We start from the raw sequence: 15,126 nt of genomic DNA, 5'->3' as shown, positions 1-15,126 counted from the left end.
AATTTAATGACTGCCAGCACGGGTTCTGGTATTCCGACAGGAGGCAAAATGAACTTCAGACGACTGAAATATTTCGTGAAAATCGTCGATATTGGTAGCCTGACCCAGGCAGCGGAAGTGTTGCACATTGCGCAACCCGCGCTGAGCCAGCAGGTCGCTACGCTGGAAGGTGAGCTGGATCAGCAATTGCTGATTCGTACCAAGCGTGGCGTCACGCCGACGGAAGCAGGAAAAGTGCTATATACCCACGCCCGGACGATTTTACGTCAGTGCGAACAGGCGCAACTTGCGGTTAATAACGTGGGCCAGACCTTGAGTGGACATGTCTCTATCGGCCTTGCGCCGGGGACAGTCGCGTCATCCATTACCATGCCGTTATTACAGACGCTACGTGCCGAACTGCCTGATGTGCTGGTCTATTTGCATGAAAACAGTGGGGCAGTGCTGAATGACAAGCTGCTCAGCGGGCAATTAGATATGGCAGTGCTCTATGAGCGTTCTCCTGTGGCGGGCATCAGCAGTCAACCGTTGCTTAAAGAGGATCTGTACCTGGTCGGCACGCGTGACTGTCCTGGCCAAAGCGTCGATTTAGCCGCAGTGGCGCAGATGAATTTGTTCTTGCCACGGGATTACAGCGCGGTTCGCCTGCGCGTGGATGAAGCTTTTTCGCTACGTCGCTTAACGGCTAAAGTGATTGGCGAAATTGAGTCTATCTCCACCCTAACGGCCGCCATTGCCAGTGGTATGGGTGTCACAGTGTTGCCTGAGTCGGCCGCCCGTTCATTATGCAATGCGGCTAACGGCTGGATGGCGCGCATCACAACACCGTCGATGAATCTGCCATTATCGTTGAACGTATCCGCCAGAGGGAGCTTATCGCCCCAGGCGCAGGCCGTGAAGGAGATCCTGTTGTCGCTGGTCAGCCGTCCGGCGCTGGAAAATCGCGAGCTGCAGCTGGTCAGCTAAACCTTATTCCCGCAAGGAATAAGATGCAGGTTTTTATTATTTGTTATGCCGGGCATCAGACTTTAACAATAGCGTAATGTCTGATGTGCCCGGAGCGAAACGTGAATTTCCAGCAACTTAAAATAATCCGCGAGGCGGCCCGTCAGGATTACAACCTGACAGAGGTCGCGAATATACTGTACACCTCGCAGTCGGGCGTCAGCCGACACATTCGTGAACTTGAAGATGAACTTGGTATCGAGATTTTTATCCGTCGCGGTAAACGCCTGTTGGGCATGACCGAACCGGGTAAAGCCTTGCTGGTTATTGCCGAGCGTATTCTGAATGAGGCCAGTAATGTTCGTCGACTGGCGGATCTGTTTACCAATGACACGTCCGGCGTTCTGACGATTGCCACCACGCATACCCAGGCACGCTATAGCTTGCCTGCGGTGATAAAAGCTTTTCGTGAGCTGTTCCCTGAGGTGCGTCTGGAACTTATTCAGGGTACGCCACAGGAGATTGATGTCCTGCTACAAAATGGCGGGGCAGATATCGGAATTGCCAGTGAGCGGCTGAGCAGCGATCCATTGTTGGTGGCTTTTCCCTGGTTTCGTTGGCACCACAGCCTGCTTGTTCCTAATGACCATCCATTAGTGAAAGCCTCTCCGCTCACGCTGGAGTCTATTGCTCACTGGCCGTTAATTACCTATCGTCAGGGGATTACAGGGCGTTCCCGCATCGATGAAGCATTTGCTCGCAAAGGGCTGATACCGGATATTATTCTCAGCGCCCAGGACTCGGATGTGATTAAAACTTACGTGTCGCTGGGGTTGGGGATTGGGCTGGTGGCAGAGCAATCCAGCGGCGAGCAGGAAGAGGGGACCTTAACCCGTCTGGATACCCGGCATTTGTTTGATGCAAATACCGTTTGGCTGGGGCTTAAACGCGGACAGCTGCAGCGCAACTACGTCTGGCGATTCATCGAGCTATGCAATGCAGGGTTATCCGTCGATGAAATTAAGCGCCAGGCGATGGAGCCAGATGAAGCGGTGATTGATTATCAGATTTAACTACCAAAGCCCGTGAGTAAACGGGCTTCTCTGACGTCACCGAATGGCGGGTAGAACTCTGCGTTACCTCAAGGTCTCCAGCCTCAGATCCTGCGTCGGCACCCGCGACAATATCGAGCAAGACACCGCCCGGCCCGAATCCGCATAAATAAACTGAAATCCATTCTTCACCGAAAGAACATCTCGATTGGTAAACGTATAGAATTTATTACTCTGACTACGCCGGGCATCGGAAACATAAAAACTATTGTTTTCCCACAGCACGCTAACGTGCTGGAACAGATGAAATGTCACCTCCGCCCAGCCTCTGTCCGGGCAACGTAGCGTGACTTTCTCACCGGCTATTGTACTCAGTGGAATTACTAATAAAGCGGTTAGCGCTGCTTTCAGCAGTATCGGCATGGGCAAGTATGGGTCTCATTCTGATGTCGTTGCACGATAAGATACTTAACCATGACGTTAACGAATTGGATCATAGAGACATTTTGCATAAGCAGACGGACATTCTCCTGTCGGCACTATGGAAAAAACTGGTGTGGAGTGAAGCGCTCTACCTGGCGAATAGGATCGCAGAAAAGCAAAAAGCCTGCTTAGTTTCCTAAGCAGGCTTCTTAAATATGGCTCCTCTGACTGGACTCGAACCAGTGACATACGGATTAACAGTCCGCCGTTCTACCGACTGAACTACAGAGGAATCGTTTGAACGAGGCGAATATTAGCGATGCCGCTCAGCGTTGTCAAAGCCTGAATGGATAAATGCGATCGTTTGCTGAAATATTCCCCATTTCGCCGCTTATTCAGACGCAACCGGTTGTTTTATGCACTTTTCGCGTTCGGGGCGCGGGTATTTCCACAACCAGCGGCCGGTGACCATACGCCAGTAAAATAACGCGGCGCGTACGGCCCAGTCGAAGAACATACCTAACCAAACGCCTACAACTCCCCATCCTAATACGATACCCAGGGTGTAACCCGCGACTACGCGGCAGCCCCACATGCCCAGCATCGATACCCACATAGCAAAACGTGCATCTCGCGCACCTTTAAAGCCTGCTGGTAATACCCAGGAGGCTGCCCATATCGGCATAAATGCTGCGTTGAGCCAAATCAGGATGACTATGACCTCTTTTACATCCTGATCGTGGGTATAAAATGAGGCCATCACCCCGGCGAAAGGAGCGGTTAACCAGGCAATTGCCGTCAGGCCGATCGTCGACAGCCAGAATACATGCCGTAGCTGGATTTCAGCTTGGGCAATCTGGCCATTTCCCAGACGCCTGCCGGTAATGATTGTCGACGCGGAACCTAAAGCATTCCCCGGTAAGTTGATAAGCGCGGCGATAGAAAATGCAATAAAGTTCCCGGCGATAACGCTGGTTCCCATGCCTGAAACAAACATCTGCGTCAAAAGTTTACCGCCATTGAACAGCACTGACTCGATACTTGCCGGAATGCCGATCCCCATCACCTCCCAGATAATGGCGAGATTGAGTGGCTTAAAATAGCTTTTGAAGGGGATTCGCAGCGCGGGGTTAAAACCAATCATCAGTACCCAGATGATGGCAATCGCCCCGATGTAGCGCGAAATGGTCAGTCCCAGGCCTGCTCCCACAAATCCCAGACCTTGCCAGGAAAAGATCCCGTAAATCAGGATGCTACTGATGATGATATTCAGGATGTTCATGCCGCCGTTAATCAACAACGGTATTTTTGTATTTCCGGCTCCACGTAGTGCGCCACTGCCAATCAGCGCAATGGCTGCCGCCGGGTAGCTGAGCACCGTCAGCTCCAGATAGGTGAGTGCCAAAGCTTTAACGTCTGGCGTTGCTTCACCTGCGACAACGTCAATAATCTGTTGACCAAAATAGTGAATGACCGCTGCCAGAACGGTAGCAAAAATTGTCATGATCACCAGTGATTGTCTGGCCGCGGCTCTGGCCCGTCGACGATCTCGTTTCCCGAGGCTAAATGCTACAACCACGGTGGTGCCCAGATCGATGGCGGCGAAAAATGCCATGATGACCATATTAAAGCTGTCGGCGAGTCCGACACCGGCCATCGCTTCTTTTCCCAACCAGCTGACCAGGAAGGTACTGAGAACACCCATCAATAGCACACAGGTGTTTTCCAGAAAAATGGGGACAGCCAGCGGAGTGATTTCGCGCCAAAAGAGAACCTTATAACTCTTGCGTTTGGCATACCAGGGCGTGCGGGAAGCGACCTGGCGTAAGGCAGCGGAGACGTTCAAAGTGGACCTTAACGAAGAAAGTTGAAACCTCATTTCAAATGATGAGGGAGAATCAAAAAAGCTGCAAAGTTTTTTCTATTTAAAATGTCTGTAAATGCAACAAACTGTCGAGAGAAGCATCAATTGATTCGCATTCGAGGAAATGGGGTTTGACAAAATTTTTTTCGCCGCTAAGATAAGCCTCCACAACGATTCCTCTGTAGTTCAGTCGGTAGAACGGCGGACTGTTAATCCGTATGTCACTGGTTCGAGTCCAGTCAGAGGAGCCATATTTAAGAAGCCTGCTTAGGAAACTAAGCAGGCTTTTTGCTTTATGTTTCAAGCCTGATCGAGCGAAGCTACGCCGGAATCTTACGCCGGGAAATCCCCATGCTGACGCGCAACCAACGTCAGAATGGAATACAGCGCCACCGCCTGCTGGTGCTGATTAAAGATCTCCACCGACCACTCCACCACGCCGGTCGCTTTTTCTTCGGCATTGCGCTGACGTTTCACCGTTTTGCGTTTGCAGGTTAAACGCACCTGGATAGTGTCGCCCGGCTTAACCGGCTCGATAAAGCGCAGGTTTTCCATGCCATAGTTGGCAATCACCGGACCGACGCCCGCGTCAACAAACAGACCGGCTGCGGCGGAAATCAGGAAGTAACCGTGCACCACACGCTCGCCGAAAATGGAATCGGCTGCTGCAATCTTGTCCATATGGGCGTAGAAGTGGTCACCGCTGAGGCAGGCAAAGTTAACGATATCCGCTTCGGTCAGTGTACGACGTGGCGTCAGCAGGCTGTCGCCCGGCTGGATCTCTTCGAAGTATTTACGGAACGGGTGAATACGATCTTCCTCTACCCGAGCGCCACGCACCCACTGTTGGCTTACCGCCGCGAGCATGGTTGGGCTGCCCTGAATGGCGGTGCGTTGCATGTAGTGTTTCACCGCGCGCAGACCACCCAGCTCTTCACCGCCGCCTGCACGTCCAGGCCCGCCATGGACCAGCTGTGGCAGCGGAGAGCCGTGACCGGTCGATTCCGCCGAGGACTCTTCGTTCAGCACCTGAATACGCCCGTGGGCACGGGCCGCACCGAGGACAAACTCTCGCGCCAGTTCGCCGCTCGCCGTCACCAGTGTTCCTGCCAGACTGCCTTCACCGGCGCGCGCCAGCGTCATGGCATGCCCGGTATTTTGATACGGCATCAGCGTGGCGACCGGACCAAAGGCTTCAATTGCATGTACCGCGCCAATTTCATCCGGCTGCGGACAAAACAGCAGCGTTGGGGGGAAGAAAGCCCCAGCCGTGCTCAGATCTGCTTTTCCGCCCAGCAGCACCTCACACCCGGCTTCAACCAGACGATTCACATTATCCTGCACGTCCTGACGCTGATCGTTATTCACCAGCGACCCCATCTTCACGCCTTCCTGCGCCGGATCGCCCACTATCACTTTTTGCAGACGGGTAATCAGCGCCTCGCTGACCGCTTTCACCTGCGCCTGTGGCACGATAATGCGGCGGATAGCGGTACATTTCTGCCCGGCTTTGGTCGTCATCTCGCGCACTACTTCACGTACAAACAGTGCAAACTCAGGCTGTTCTGGGGTGACGTCATCACCCAGCACGCAGCAGTTGAGTGAATCCGCTTCCATGGTGAATGGAACCGATTTAGCCACCAGGTTGGGGTGCACGCGCAACTGCTGCCCGGTATGAGCAGAACCGGTAAAGGTCACCACATCCTGGCTGTCGAGGTGATCGAGCAGGTCGCCCGCGCCGCCACAGATAAGGCTAATTGCGCCGTTCGGTACCAGGCCACTGTCGATAATCGCTTTCACCATTGCCTGAGTGAGCTGCGCGGTGGCGGTTGCAGGTTTGATAATGGCTGGCATCCCGGCAAGCCAGGTTGGCGCCAGCTTCTCTAGCATACCCCAGCAGGGGAAGTTAAAGGCGTTGATATGCACCGCAACACCGGATTTGGAGGTCAGCACGTGGCGTGCGGCAAAACCGCCCTGTTTGGACAGCGGGATCAGTTCGTCTTCCGGCCACAGCGTATCGTCCGGCAGCTCGCGGCCACCGAGACTGGCATAAGTGAAAAGCGTGCCAATGCCGCCTTCGATATCGACCCAGCTGTCACCGCGCGTTGCTCCGGTTTGCGCGGATATGGCATAGAAATCGGCTTTCAGTTCCATTAAATGCTTCGCCACCGCTTTTAGCATCGCGCTGCGCTCAATAAAACTCATTGCCTGTAACGCTTTGCCGCCGTGCTCAATAGCAAAGCGGCGCGCCTGCGCCATATCCAGTCCAACGCTTGTCACTTCCCAAAGCGCTTCACCGGTAAGGGCGTGGTGGATGGTGCGGGTGCGGCCCCGGCCTGTCTGCCAGGCACCGGATAAATAACTGGCTAACTGCTGCATCGTTAATCTCCAGATGTGTTCCGTAATATCTCTTTAAATAGTTCTTTTATGAATCACAAAATGCAAGCGAGATTTTAATAATTTATTAACAATGAGATCGCGAACACCTTGCCTTCATTGGTTATCTATCTGTTATTAATGGATAAACAAAAACCATTTGCGACAAGCATCGCAAAACCAGTAAACAAAATTTGTGGTTTTATTTAACCAGGATGTAACTTTTATAAAACAAAGTGATTCACAAATATTGATTTGTTGAAATTATCGGAATCATAAGGTGATGACGTGACAGAAGAACAACGCTTTGACCAGCGCATCGCGCAGGAAACGGCCATCGAGCCGCAGGACTGGATGCCGGACGCATACCGTAAGACGCTGATCCGCCAGATTGGCCAGCATGCGCACTCGGAAATTGTCGGCATGTTGCCGGAAGGCAACTGGATAACCCGCGCACCCACGCTGCGGCGTAAGGCCATTCTGCTCGCAAAAGTACAGGACGAGGCCGGACACGGTCTGTACCTCTACAGCGCGGCGGAAACACTGGGCTGCGCGCGTGAAGATCTGTACCAGAAGATGCTCGACGGCCAGATGAAATACTCCTCCATCTTCAACTACCCAACCCTGAGCTGGGCGGATATCGGTGTGATCGGCTGGCTGGTCGATGGCGCGGCGATTGTTAACCAGGTGGCGCTGTGTCGTACCTCCTACGGCCCGTATGCCAGGGCGATGGTCAAAATCTGCAAAGAAGAGAGCTTCCATCAGCGTCAGGGCTTCGAAGCGTGTATGGCGCTGGCTACTGGTAGCGAGGAACAGCGTCAGATGCTGCAGGACGCCATCAACCGTTTCTGGTGGCCTGCGTTGATGATGTTTGGCCCGAACGACGACAACTCACCGAACAGTGCCCGCAGCATGGCGTGGAAAATCAAACTGCACTCCAACGACGAACTGCGTCAGCGCTTTGTTGATAACACGGTCCCGCAGGTAGAAATCCTCGGTATGACCGTGCCGGACGCCGACCTACAGCTTGATGAAGCGACGGGGAAATATCGATTCGGTGAGATCGACTGGCAGGAATTTAATGAGGTCATCAACGGTCGTGGTGTCTGCAACCACGAACGTCTGGGCGCAAAGCGTAAGGCCTGGGAAGAAGGGGCATGGGTGCGCGAGGCCGCACTGGCGCACGCCGAAAAGCAACAGGCCCGCGACGCGGCGTAAGGAGAGAGTCATGAGCAAAACATACTGGCCGTTATACGAAGTTTTTGTCCGCAGCAAACAAGGGTTATCACACCGTCACGTTGGCAGTCTGCATGCCGCCGATGACCAGATGGCGCTGGAAAATGCACGCGATGCCTATACACGCCGCAGCGAAGGCTGCTCCATCTGGGTGGTGAAAGCCAGCGAAATTGTTGCGTCACAGCCGGAAGAACGCGGTGAATTCTTTGACCCGGCGGAGAGCAAAGTCTATCGCCATCCCACGTTCTACACCGTGCCGGACGGCATGGAACATATGTGAGGCAACGATGAATAACCTGAATCCCGTTGCAACCTATGCCCTGCGTCTGGGCGATAACGGCCTGGTGCTGGCTCAGCGTCTGGGTGCCTGGTGCGGTCATGCGCCGGAGCTGGAGATTGATCTGGCGCTGGCTAATATCGGCCTCGACCTGCTGGGGCAGGCGCGCAATTTCCTCAGCTACGCCGCCGAACTGGCGGGTAGCGGCGACGAAGACACACTGGCTTTTGGTCGTGACGAGCGTCAGTTCCGCAATCTGTTGCTGGTGGAACAGCCTAACGGCAACTTTGCCGACACGATCGCTCGCCAGTTCTTTATCGATGTCTGGCATGTGGCGCTGTTCACTCGTTTGGTTAACAGCCGCGATAAGCAGATTGCGGCTATCGCTGCCAAAGGACTGAAAGAAGTGCGTTATCACCTGCGCTTCAGCCGCGGCTGGCTGGAACGACTGGGGAATGGTACTGACTACTCCGCGCAACTGATGCAGAAGGCGGTGGACAATCTGTGGCGTTACACCGGCGAATTGTTCCTTGCCGACGAACTGGAGATCGCTCTGGCCAGGCAGGGCATTGCCGTCGATCCGCGCGAACTGCAAACCGAATGGCAAATGACGGTACACACTGCGCTGATTGATTCTGGTTTACAGGTTCCGCAAGAGGCGGCGTTTCGCAACGGCGGTAAGCAGGGGCTACACAGCGAACATCTCGGGCCGATGTTGGCCGAGATGCAGTACTTGCAGCGTGCGTATCCTGGGCAGCAGTGGTAGCAGGAGGTGGCTATGCAACGTCTTACCGCGATCGCACCGCCAGAGGTGCACACCGTGTGGGGGCTGTTAAGTGCGATTCCCGATCCGGAAGTGCCGGTGCTGACCATCACCGATCTCGGCATGGTACGCAGCGTTGAGCGCTGCGGCGACGGCTGGGTAATCGGCTTTACGCCGACGTACTCCGGCTGCCCGGCCACCGAGCATCTACTGGGTGAAATTCGCATGATGATGGCGGAGCACGGCTATACGCCAGTACATATCGTCTTGCAGCTTGACCCACCGTGGACCACTGACTGGATGAGCCCGGACGCCCGCGAACGCCTGCGCCAGTATGGTATCAGCCCGCCGCAGGCCCACGCCTGTCATGCCGAAATGCCAACTGACGTACAGTGCCCGCGCTGCGCCAGCACCCATACCTCGCTGATTAGCGAATTCGGATCCACGGCCTGTAAAGCGTTGTATCGCTGCGACAGTTGCCGTGAACCCTTTGATTACTTTAAATGCATCTGAGGTTGCGATGACAACATTTCATTCGCTTACCGTGGCCAACGTCGAAGCGGAAACGCGCGATGCGGTGACCATCACTTTCACCATTCCCGACGCGCTGCGTAATGACTACGCCTTCCGACCGGGCCAGCATTTGACGCTGAAAGCTCACCTCGGTGGAGAAGAGCTGCGTCGGTGTTACTCCATTTGTCGCAGCCGCTCGCCGTCGGAAATTAGCGTCGCGGTTAAAGCTATCGACGGTGGGCGTTTCTCCCGCTATGCCCAGCAGGATATCCAGCAGGGTATGGCGCTGGAGGTGATGGTGCCGCAAGGGCACTTCGGCTACCAGCCGCAGGCCGAGCGCGAAGCCGAATATCTGGCGATTGCCGCCGGGTCCGGCATTACGCCGATGATGGCGATTATTGAAGCGACGCTGACGACCGAACCGGCCAGCCAGTTCACGCTGATCTACGGCAACCGCAGCAGCCACAGCATGATGTTCCGTCAGGCGCTGGCCGATCTGAAAGACCGCTATCCGCAGCGTTTACAGGTGGTGCACCTGTTCAGTCAGGAGTCGATGGACAGCGATCTGCTACAGGGTCGTATTGACGGCGACAAACTGCGTGCGCTGGGCAAAAAACTGCTCGATTTCAGCCGCTTTGACGACGCCTTTATCTGTGGCCCATCGGCAATGATGGATGAAGCCGAAGTGGCACTGCGCGAACTGGGCATAGCGGAAAAATCCATTCACCTTGAGCGTTTCAATACGCCGGGGACCAGCGTGAAACGCGCCACCGGCGTGCAGGCGGAAGGCCGCACGGTCACCCTTCGTCAGGATGGGCGCGATCGCCTGATTTCACTGAATGCGGAAGATGACAGCATTCTCGACGCCGCGCTGCGCCAGGGCGCTGACCTGCCGTTCGCCTGTAAAGGCGGCGTGTGCGCCACCTGCAAATGCAAGGTGGTCAGCGGTGAGGTGGCGATGGCCGCCAACTATAGCCTTGAAGCCGAAGAACTGGCGGCGGGCTATGTGCTGAGCTGCCAGGCGCTGCCAACCAGCGGTGACGTAGTGGTCGACTTCGATGCGCGGGGGATGGCATGAGCGAACTGCTGATTTCCCGTCACGACCGTGTACTGCAACTGACCCTGAACCGTCCGCAGGCGCGTAACGCCCTGAACAATGCGCTGCTAACGCAGATTGCTGACGCGCTGGAAAGCGCGGCGGCGGACGCCAGCATCAGCGTTTGCGTGATTAGCGGCAACCCGCGCTACTTCGCTGCCGGAGCCGATCTCAACGAAATGGCGGAAAAAGATCTGCCCGCCACTTTCGACGATATTCGTCCTCGCCTGTGGGCACGTATTGATGCCTTCAACAAGCCGCTGATCGCGGTGGTTAACGGTTACGCGCTGGGCGCGGGCTGCGAGCTGGCGCTGCTGTGCGACCTGGTGATTGCAGGGGATAACGCCCGCTTCGGCCTGCCGGAGATTACTCTCGGCACCATGCCAGGGGCGGGCGGTACGCAGCGGCTTATCCGTTGTGTTGGCAAAGCGCTGGCCAGCCGAATGGTGCTGAGCGGTGAAAGCATTGATGCAGAACGAGCGCAACGGGTCGGGCTGGTGAGTGACATTCACCCGGCGAACCTCTCCGATGAATACGCGCTCAAGCTGGCGGCGACCATCGCCCGTCACTCACCGCTGGCGCTGCGGGCGGCAAAACAGTCTCTACGCGCTGCGCAAGAAGTGGGTCTCCAGGCCGGTCTGGTGCAGGAACGTCAGCTGTTTACGCTGCTGAGCGGCACCGAAGATCGTCGTGAAGGCGTCAGCGCCTTTTTAGAAAAACGCACACCGGAATTTAAAGGACGCTAATCGTGGACGCATTTATTCTCAGCGAAGTGGAGCAGGGCGTGATGACTATCACCCTGAACCGCCCGGACCGACTCAACAGCTTTAACGACGTGATGCACCAGCAGCTCGCCGACTGCCTGAAACAGGCCGAGCGCGACGACACCATTCGTTGTCTGCTGATCACCGGCGCCGGACGCGGATTTTGCGCCGGACAGGATCTGAACGACCGTAACGTTGACCCGAGCGGTCCCGCGCCGGATCTGGGCATGTCGGTGGAACGCTTCTACAACCCGCTGGTGCGCCGCTTAGCCGCGCTGCCGAAGCCGGTTATCTGTGCCGTCAACGGCGTTGCCGCTGGTGCCGGTGCCACACTGGCCTTGGGCTGCGACATCGTCCTCGCCGCGCGCTCGGCGAAGTTTGTTATGGCCTTCAGCAAACTCGGCCTGGTGCCGGACTGCGGCGGAAGCTGGGTGCTGCCGCGCGTAGCCGGTCGCGCTCGCGCCGTGGGTTTGCTGATGCTTGGCGATAACCTCAGCGCCGAACAGGCCGCGCAGTGGGGCATGATCTGGCAAGTGGTCGACGATGCCGAGTTGAAAGATACCGCGTTGACCATGGCGAGCCATTTCGCGACGCAGCCGACCTATGGCCTGGGGCTGATTAAGAAAGCCTTGCAGCTTTCCGAAACCAACACGCTGGATCAGCAGCTTGAGCTTGAGCGCGACTACCAGCGCATGGCCGGTCGCAGCGACGACTATCGCGAAGGGGTCAGCGCCTTTCTCGGCAAACGCCCACCACAGTTCAGCGGGAAATAAGCCATGACGCAAACTCTTCATCGCGTTGCCGTGATCGGCGGCGGAACAATGGGGGCAGGCATTGCCGAAGTGGCTGCCAGCGCCGGACATTCGGTCCTGCTGTATGACATTTCCACTGAGGCGATTACTCGCGCCATTGAGGGTATTCGCCAGCGACTCGACGTTCGTGTTGGTCGTGGAAAAATCAGTGCGGAACAGGCCAGTGAATTACTGGCACGGATCGCCCCCGCGACTGAACTGAATCAGCTTGCCGATGCACAACTGGTGATTGAAGCCGCTTCCGAGCAACTGGAAATTAAAAAAGCGCTGTTCAGTCAGTTGGCGGAGATCTGTTTGCCGTCAACGCTGCTGACCAGTAATACCTCGTCGATCTCAATTACCGCAATTGCGGCGGGAGTGAAGCATCCGGAACGTGTGGCGGGGCTGCATTTCTTTAACCCTGCACCGGTGATGAAACTGGTGGAAGTGGTGAGCGGCCTTGCCACCTCAACTGAGGTAGTTGAGCTGCTTAGCCAGTGCGTAATCGCCTGGGGCAAGCAGCCGGTGCGCTGCCGCTCAACGCCGGGTTTTATCGTCAACCGCGTGGCACGTCCGTACTACGCTGAAGCCTGGCGCGCGCTGGAAGAACAGGTTGCGTCAGCGGAAGTGATTGATGCGGCGCTGCGTGATGGCGGCGGCTTCCCGATGGGACCGCTGGCGCTGACCGACTTGATTGGTCAGGACGTCAACTTTGCCGTGACCTGTTCGGTGTTTAACGCCTTCTGGCAGGACCGCCGTTTTCTACCGTCTTTGCTGCAACAGGAGCTCGCTCTGGCGGGGCGTCTGGGAAAGAAGAGCGGCCACGGCGTCTATCGCTGGCCTGCTGAAGTATCGCCTGAACTGGCTGTTGCAGCGGTAGCGCCTGAAAATGCAGCAAAAAATATCAAGCGTGACGTTGTCACTGAACTGGATGATGTGCTGCTCCTTGAAACTACCGGTGAAACCGCGCTGGCCTTAAGCGTGCAGCACCAGCGCCCGGTGGTGGTGTATGACCATGCTGCGGGCGACACCGTCGTGCTGGCAAGCGCACCAACCAACCCGGCTTCAGCCACCGACAAAGCGGTGTATTACTTCCAGCAGCAGGGCAAAAAAGTGCTGCGTATTGCCGACTACCCAGGGCTGCTGGTATGGCGCACGGTAGCGATGCTGGCGAACGAAGCGCTGGATACGCTGCAAAAAGGAGTCGCCAGCGCCGAGGATATCGATGCCGCCATGCGCTTGGGGGTCAACTACCCGCACGGGCCGCTGGCCTGGGGCGAATCGCTCGGCTGGGGACGTGTGCTTCGTCTGCTGGAAAATCTACAACAGCACTACGGCGAAGAACGCTATCGCCCGAGTGCGCTGCTGCGCCAGAAAGCGCTGATGGAGATGCGTCATGAGTAACGAAGCCTGGCGCAACGCCCGCGCCATGTATGTGAAAGACACCTGCGCGCAGGCGCTGGGGATTGAAATTATTGAGATGGACGACGGTTATTCGCAGATGACTATGACCGTGTCGCCGTCGCAGCTGAATGGCCATCAGACCTGTCACGGCGGGCAACTGTTTTCACTGGCGGATACTGCCTTTGCTTACGCCTGCAACAGTCAGGGACTGGCGGCAGTAGCCTCAGCGGCCAGTATCGACTTTCTGCGTCCGGCCTTTGCAGGTGACAAACTGACCGCCACCGCGCGGGTCAAGCAGCAAGGCAAACTCACTGGCCTTTACGACATTGAAATTGTCAATCAGCAACACAAAACCGTGGCTCTGTTTCGCGGCAAATCCCACCGCATCGGTGGCACGATTACAGGAGAAGTCTAATGCGTGACGCATTTATTTGTGACGGTATTCGTACCCCGATTGGTCGCTACGGCGGGGCGCTGGCAGGCGTGCGTGCCGACGATCTGGCGGCCATCCCGTTGCGTGAATTACTCAACCGCAACCCACGCCTGGATCCCAGCGCTATTGACGATGTGATCTTCGGTTGCGCCAACCAGGCGGGCGAGGATAACCGCAACGTGGCGCATATGGCGACCCTGCTGGCGGGTTATCCGCACAGCGTTGCCGGCACGACCATCAACCGTCTGTGCGGCTCAGGGCTTGATGCAATCGGCTTCGCTGCTCGCACGATCAAAGCCGGTGATGCCGACCTGCTGATCGCTGGTGGTGTTGAGTCAATGTCACGCGCGCCGTTTGTAATGGGCAAAGCCACCGCGCCGTTTCAGCGTCAGGCCGAGATGTTTGATACCACCATTGGCTGGCGTTTTGTGAACCCGCTCATGCAGCAACAATTCGGAACTGACAGCATGCCGGAAACGGCGGAGAATGTAGCTGAATTGTTAAATATAAGCCGAGAGGACCAGGACGCCTTTGCGTATCGCAGCCAGCAGCGCACGGCGAAAGCCCAGCGTGACGGCATTCTGGCGCAGGAAATTGTGCCGGTACAAATCATTGGCAAGAAAGGGGCAGTTAGCGCAGTACGTGAAGATGAACATCCGCGTGCAGAAACCACGCTGGAGCAACTCGCACAACTGAAAACACCGTTTCGTAAGAACGGCGTGGTTACCGCAGGCAATGCCTCTGGGGTGAACGACGGCGCGGCAGCAATGATCGTAGCCAGCGAGCAACACGTAAAGGCCCAGGGACTAACGCCGCGTGCACGCATTGTCGCGATGGCGACGGCGGGCGTGGAGCCGAAGTTTATGGGGCTTGGGCCAGTTCCTGCGGTACGAAAAGTGCTGGAGCGCGCCGGGCTGAATATCAACGATATGGATGTGATTGAGCTGAATGAAGCCTTTGCCGCCCAGGCGTTGGGTGTGATGAGACAGCTTGGACTGGCAGATGACGCAGAACACGTGAATCCCAATGGGGGGGCTATCGCTTTAGGTCACCCGCTGGGGATGAGCGGTGTGCGGTTAGCGCTGGCCGCAACGCTGGAGTTGGAACGACGCAATGGACGTTATGCGCTGTGTACGATGTGTATTGGCGTGGGTCAGGGCATTGCCATGATCCTTGAGCGAGTGTGAGC

General features: G+C 56.3%; 15 protein-coding genes and 2 tRNA genes. 13 read left to right on the top strand and 4 right to left on the bottom strand.

The window, feature by feature from the left end; all coding sequences use genetic code 11:
- Positions 1 to 48 precede the first annotated feature (48 nt).
- Both nac and cbl read left to right on the top strand, forming a co-directional pair.
- Complete coding sequence (gene nac / locus OGX90_RS13440) at positions 49 to 966, top strand: nitrogen assimilation transcriptional regulator NAC (RefSeq protein ID WP_286624049.1); 918 nt, start codon at positions 49 to 51, stop codon at positions 964 to 966.
- A 101-nt stretch (positions 967 to 1,067) separates the two neighbouring features.
- The gene (gene cbl / locus OGX90_RS13435) at positions 1,068 to 2,018 is read left to right on the top strand and encodes an HTH-type transcriptional regulator Cbl (RefSeq protein ID WP_020996493.1); all 951 of its coding nucleotides are present in this window, start codon (positions 1,068 to 1,070) and stop codon (positions 2,016 to 2,018) included.
- A 63-nt stretch (positions 2,019 to 2,081) separates the two neighbouring features.
- Here cbl and OGX90_RS13430 read toward each other — a convergent pair whose 3' ends face one another.
- From OGX90_RS13430 to OGX90_RS13420, 3 genes are all read right to left on the bottom strand, one after another.
- Positions 2,082 to 2,420, bottom strand: coding sequence for a hypothetical protein (locus tag OGX90_RS13430; RefSeq protein ID WP_032942992.1), 339 nt, complete (start codon positions 2,418 to 2,420; stop codon positions 2,082 to 2,084).
- A 216-nt stretch (positions 2,421 to 2,636) separates the two neighbouring features.
- Positions 2,637 to 2,712 (bottom strand) — tRNA-Asn (locus OGX90_RS13425).
- Between the two features lie 99 nt (positions 2,713 to 2,811).
- The gene (locus OGX90_RS13420) at positions 2,812 to 4,299 is read right to left on the bottom strand and encodes an EmmdR/YeeO family multidrug/toxin efflux MATE transporter (RefSeq protein WP_003846749.1); all 1,488 of its coding nucleotides are present in this window, start codon (positions 4,297 to 4,299) and stop codon (positions 2,812 to 2,814) included.
- Positions 4,300 to 4,459: 160 nt separating this feature from the next.
- Between OGX90_RS13420 and OGX90_RS13415 the strand changes: the two genes are divergently transcribed.
- A tRNA-Asn gene (locus tag OGX90_RS13415) sits at positions 4,460 to 4,535 on the top strand.
- Positions 4,536 to 4,617: 82 nt separating this feature from the next.
- Here OGX90_RS13415 and paaZ read toward each other — a convergent pair.
- Entirely contained in the window at positions 4,618 to 6,663 is a 2,046-nt protein-coding gene (gene paaZ / locus OGX90_RS13410; protein WP_286624046.1) for a phenylacetic acid degradation bifunctional protein PaaZ, read from the bottom strand.
- Between the two features lie 285 nt (positions 6,664 to 6,948).
- Between paaZ and paaA the strand changes: the two genes are divergently transcribed.
- The 10 genes from paaA to pcaF are packed head-to-tail and all read left to right on the top strand — an operon-like array spanning position 6,949 to position 15,124.
- On the top strand, positions 6,949 to 7,878 hold the full coding sequence (gene paaA, locus OGX90_RS13405; protein WP_032942998.1) for a 1,2-phenylacetyl-CoA epoxidase subunit PaaA: 930 nt from the start codon (positions 6,949 to 6,951) through the stop codon (positions 7,876 to 7,878).
- A 10-nt stretch (positions 7,879 to 7,888) separates the two neighbouring features.
- Entirely contained in the window at positions 7,889 to 8,176 is a 288-nt protein-coding gene (gene paaB, locus OGX90_RS13400; protein ID WP_032943000.1) for a 1,2-phenylacetyl-CoA epoxidase subunit PaaB, read from the top strand.
- 7 nt (positions 8,177 to 8,183) lie between these two features.
- Positions 8,184 to 8,939 carry a 1,2-phenylacetyl-CoA epoxidase subunit PaaC gene (paaC, locus tag OGX90_RS13395; RefSeq protein WP_071444752.1) on the top strand — a complete coding sequence of 252 codons (756 nt, stop codon included), beginning with the start codon at positions 8,184 to 8,186 and terminating at the stop codon, positions 8,937 to 8,939.
- 12 nt (positions 8,940 to 8,951) lie between these two features.
- Positions 8,952 to 9,449, top strand: a complete 498-nt coding sequence (paaD, locus tag OGX90_RS13390) for a 1,2-phenylacetyl-CoA epoxidase subunit PaaD (RefSeq protein ID WP_118262352.1) — start codon at positions 8,952 to 8,954, stop codon at positions 9,447 to 9,449.
- 7 nt (positions 9,450 to 9,456) lie between these two features.
- Positions 9,457 to 10,527, top strand: a complete 1,071-nt coding sequence (paaE, locus tag OGX90_RS13385) for a 1,2-phenylacetyl-CoA epoxidase subunit PaaE (RefSeq protein WP_057066431.1) — start codon at positions 9,457 to 9,459, stop codon at positions 10,525 to 10,527.
- Positions 10,524 to 11,291, top strand: a complete 768-nt coding sequence (gene paaF, locus OGX90_RS13380) for a 2,3-dehydroadipyl-CoA hydratase PaaF (protein WP_057066432.1) — start codon at positions 10,524 to 10,526, stop codon at positions 11,289 to 11,291. The genes paaE and paaF overlap by 4 nt, the downstream gene beginning before the upstream one ends.
- Positions 11,292 to 11,293: 2 nt before the next feature.
- Positions 11,294 to 12,082: a 2-(1,2-epoxy-1,2-dihydrophenyl)acetyl-CoA isomerase PaaG gene (gene paaG / locus OGX90_RS13375; protein WP_286624040.1), complete on the top strand. Its 789-nt coding sequence runs from the start codon at positions 11,294 to 11,296 to the stop codon at positions 12,080 to 12,082.
- Between the two features lie 3 nt (positions 12,083 to 12,085).
- Complete coding sequence (gene paaH / locus OGX90_RS13370; protein ID WP_103014549.1) at positions 12,086 to 13,504, top strand: 3-hydroxyacyl-CoA dehydrogenase PaaH; 1,419 nt, start codon at positions 12,086 to 12,088, stop codon at positions 13,502 to 13,504.
- Positions 13,497 to 13,919 (top strand): hydroxyphenylacetyl-CoA thioesterase PaaI, encoded by a 423-nt coding sequence (gene paaI / locus OGX90_RS13365; protein WP_103014550.1) that lies wholly within the window; start codon positions 13,497 to 13,499, stop codon positions 13,917 to 13,919. The genes paaH and paaI overlap by 8 nt, the downstream gene beginning before the upstream one ends.
- A complete protein-coding gene (pcaF, locus tag OGX90_RS13360) occupies positions 13,919 to 15,124 on the top strand; it encodes a 3-oxoadipyl-CoA thiolase (protein ID WP_286624035.1) in 1,206 nt (401 codons plus the stop codon). Before paaI ends, pcaF begins: the two co-directional genes overlap by 1 nt.
- Positions 15,125 to 15,126 lie beyond the last annotated feature (2 nt).

The sequence above is a fragment of the Citrobacter sp. Cpo012 genome (assembly GCF_030333015.1).
Classification (GTDB): Bacteria; Pseudomonadota; Gammaproteobacteria; order Enterobacterales; family Enterobacteriaceae; genus Citrobacter; species Citrobacter portucalensis.
Note: the sequence above shows the minus strand (reverse complement) of the source record. Positions and strands in the feature narration are given on the sequence as shown.

Coding starts and splice junctions, on each gene's coding strand:
- nac (WP_286624049.1), top strand. CDS start 49: ATGAACTTCAGACGACTGAAATATTTCGTGAAAATCGTCGATATTGGT.
- OGX90_RS13430 (WP_032942992.1), bottom strand. CDS start 2,420: ATGCCGATACTGCTGAAAGCAGCGCTAACCGCTTTATTAGTAATTCCA.
- OGX90_RS13420 (WP_003846749.1), bottom strand. CDS start 4,299: ATGAGGTTTCAACTTTCTTCGTTAAGGTCCACTTTGAACGTCTCCGCT.
- paaZ (WP_286624046.1), bottom strand. CDS start 6,663: ATGCAGCAGTTAGCCAGTTATTTATCCGGTGCCTGGCAGACAGGCCGG.
- paaB (WP_032943000.1), top strand. CDS start 7,889: ATGAGCAAAACATACTGGCCGTTATACGAAGTTTTTGTCCGCAGCAAA.
- paaC (WP_071444752.1), top strand. CDS start 8,184: ATGAATAACCTGAATCCCGTTGCAACCTATGCCCTGCGTCTGGGCGAT.
- paaD (WP_118262352.1), top strand. CDS start 8,952: ATGCAACGTCTTACCGCGATCGCACCGCCAGAGGTGCACACCGTGTGG.
- paaE (WP_057066431.1), top strand. CDS start 9,457: ATGACAACATTTCATTCGCTTACCGTGGCCAACGTCGAAGCGGAAACG.
- paaF (WP_057066432.1), top strand. CDS start 10,524: ATGAGCGAACTGCTGATTTCCCGTCACGACCGTGTACTGCAACTGACC.
- paaH (WP_103014549.1), top strand. CDS start 12,086: ATGACGCAAACTCTTCATCGCGTTGCCGTGATCGGCGGCGGAACAATG.
- paaI (WP_103014550.1), top strand. CDS start 13,497: ATGAGTAACGAAGCCTGGCGCAACGCCCGCGCCATGTATGTGAAAGAC.
- pcaF (WP_286624035.1), top strand. CDS start 13,919: ATGCGTGACGCATTTATTTGTGACGGTATTCGTACCCCGATTGGTCGC.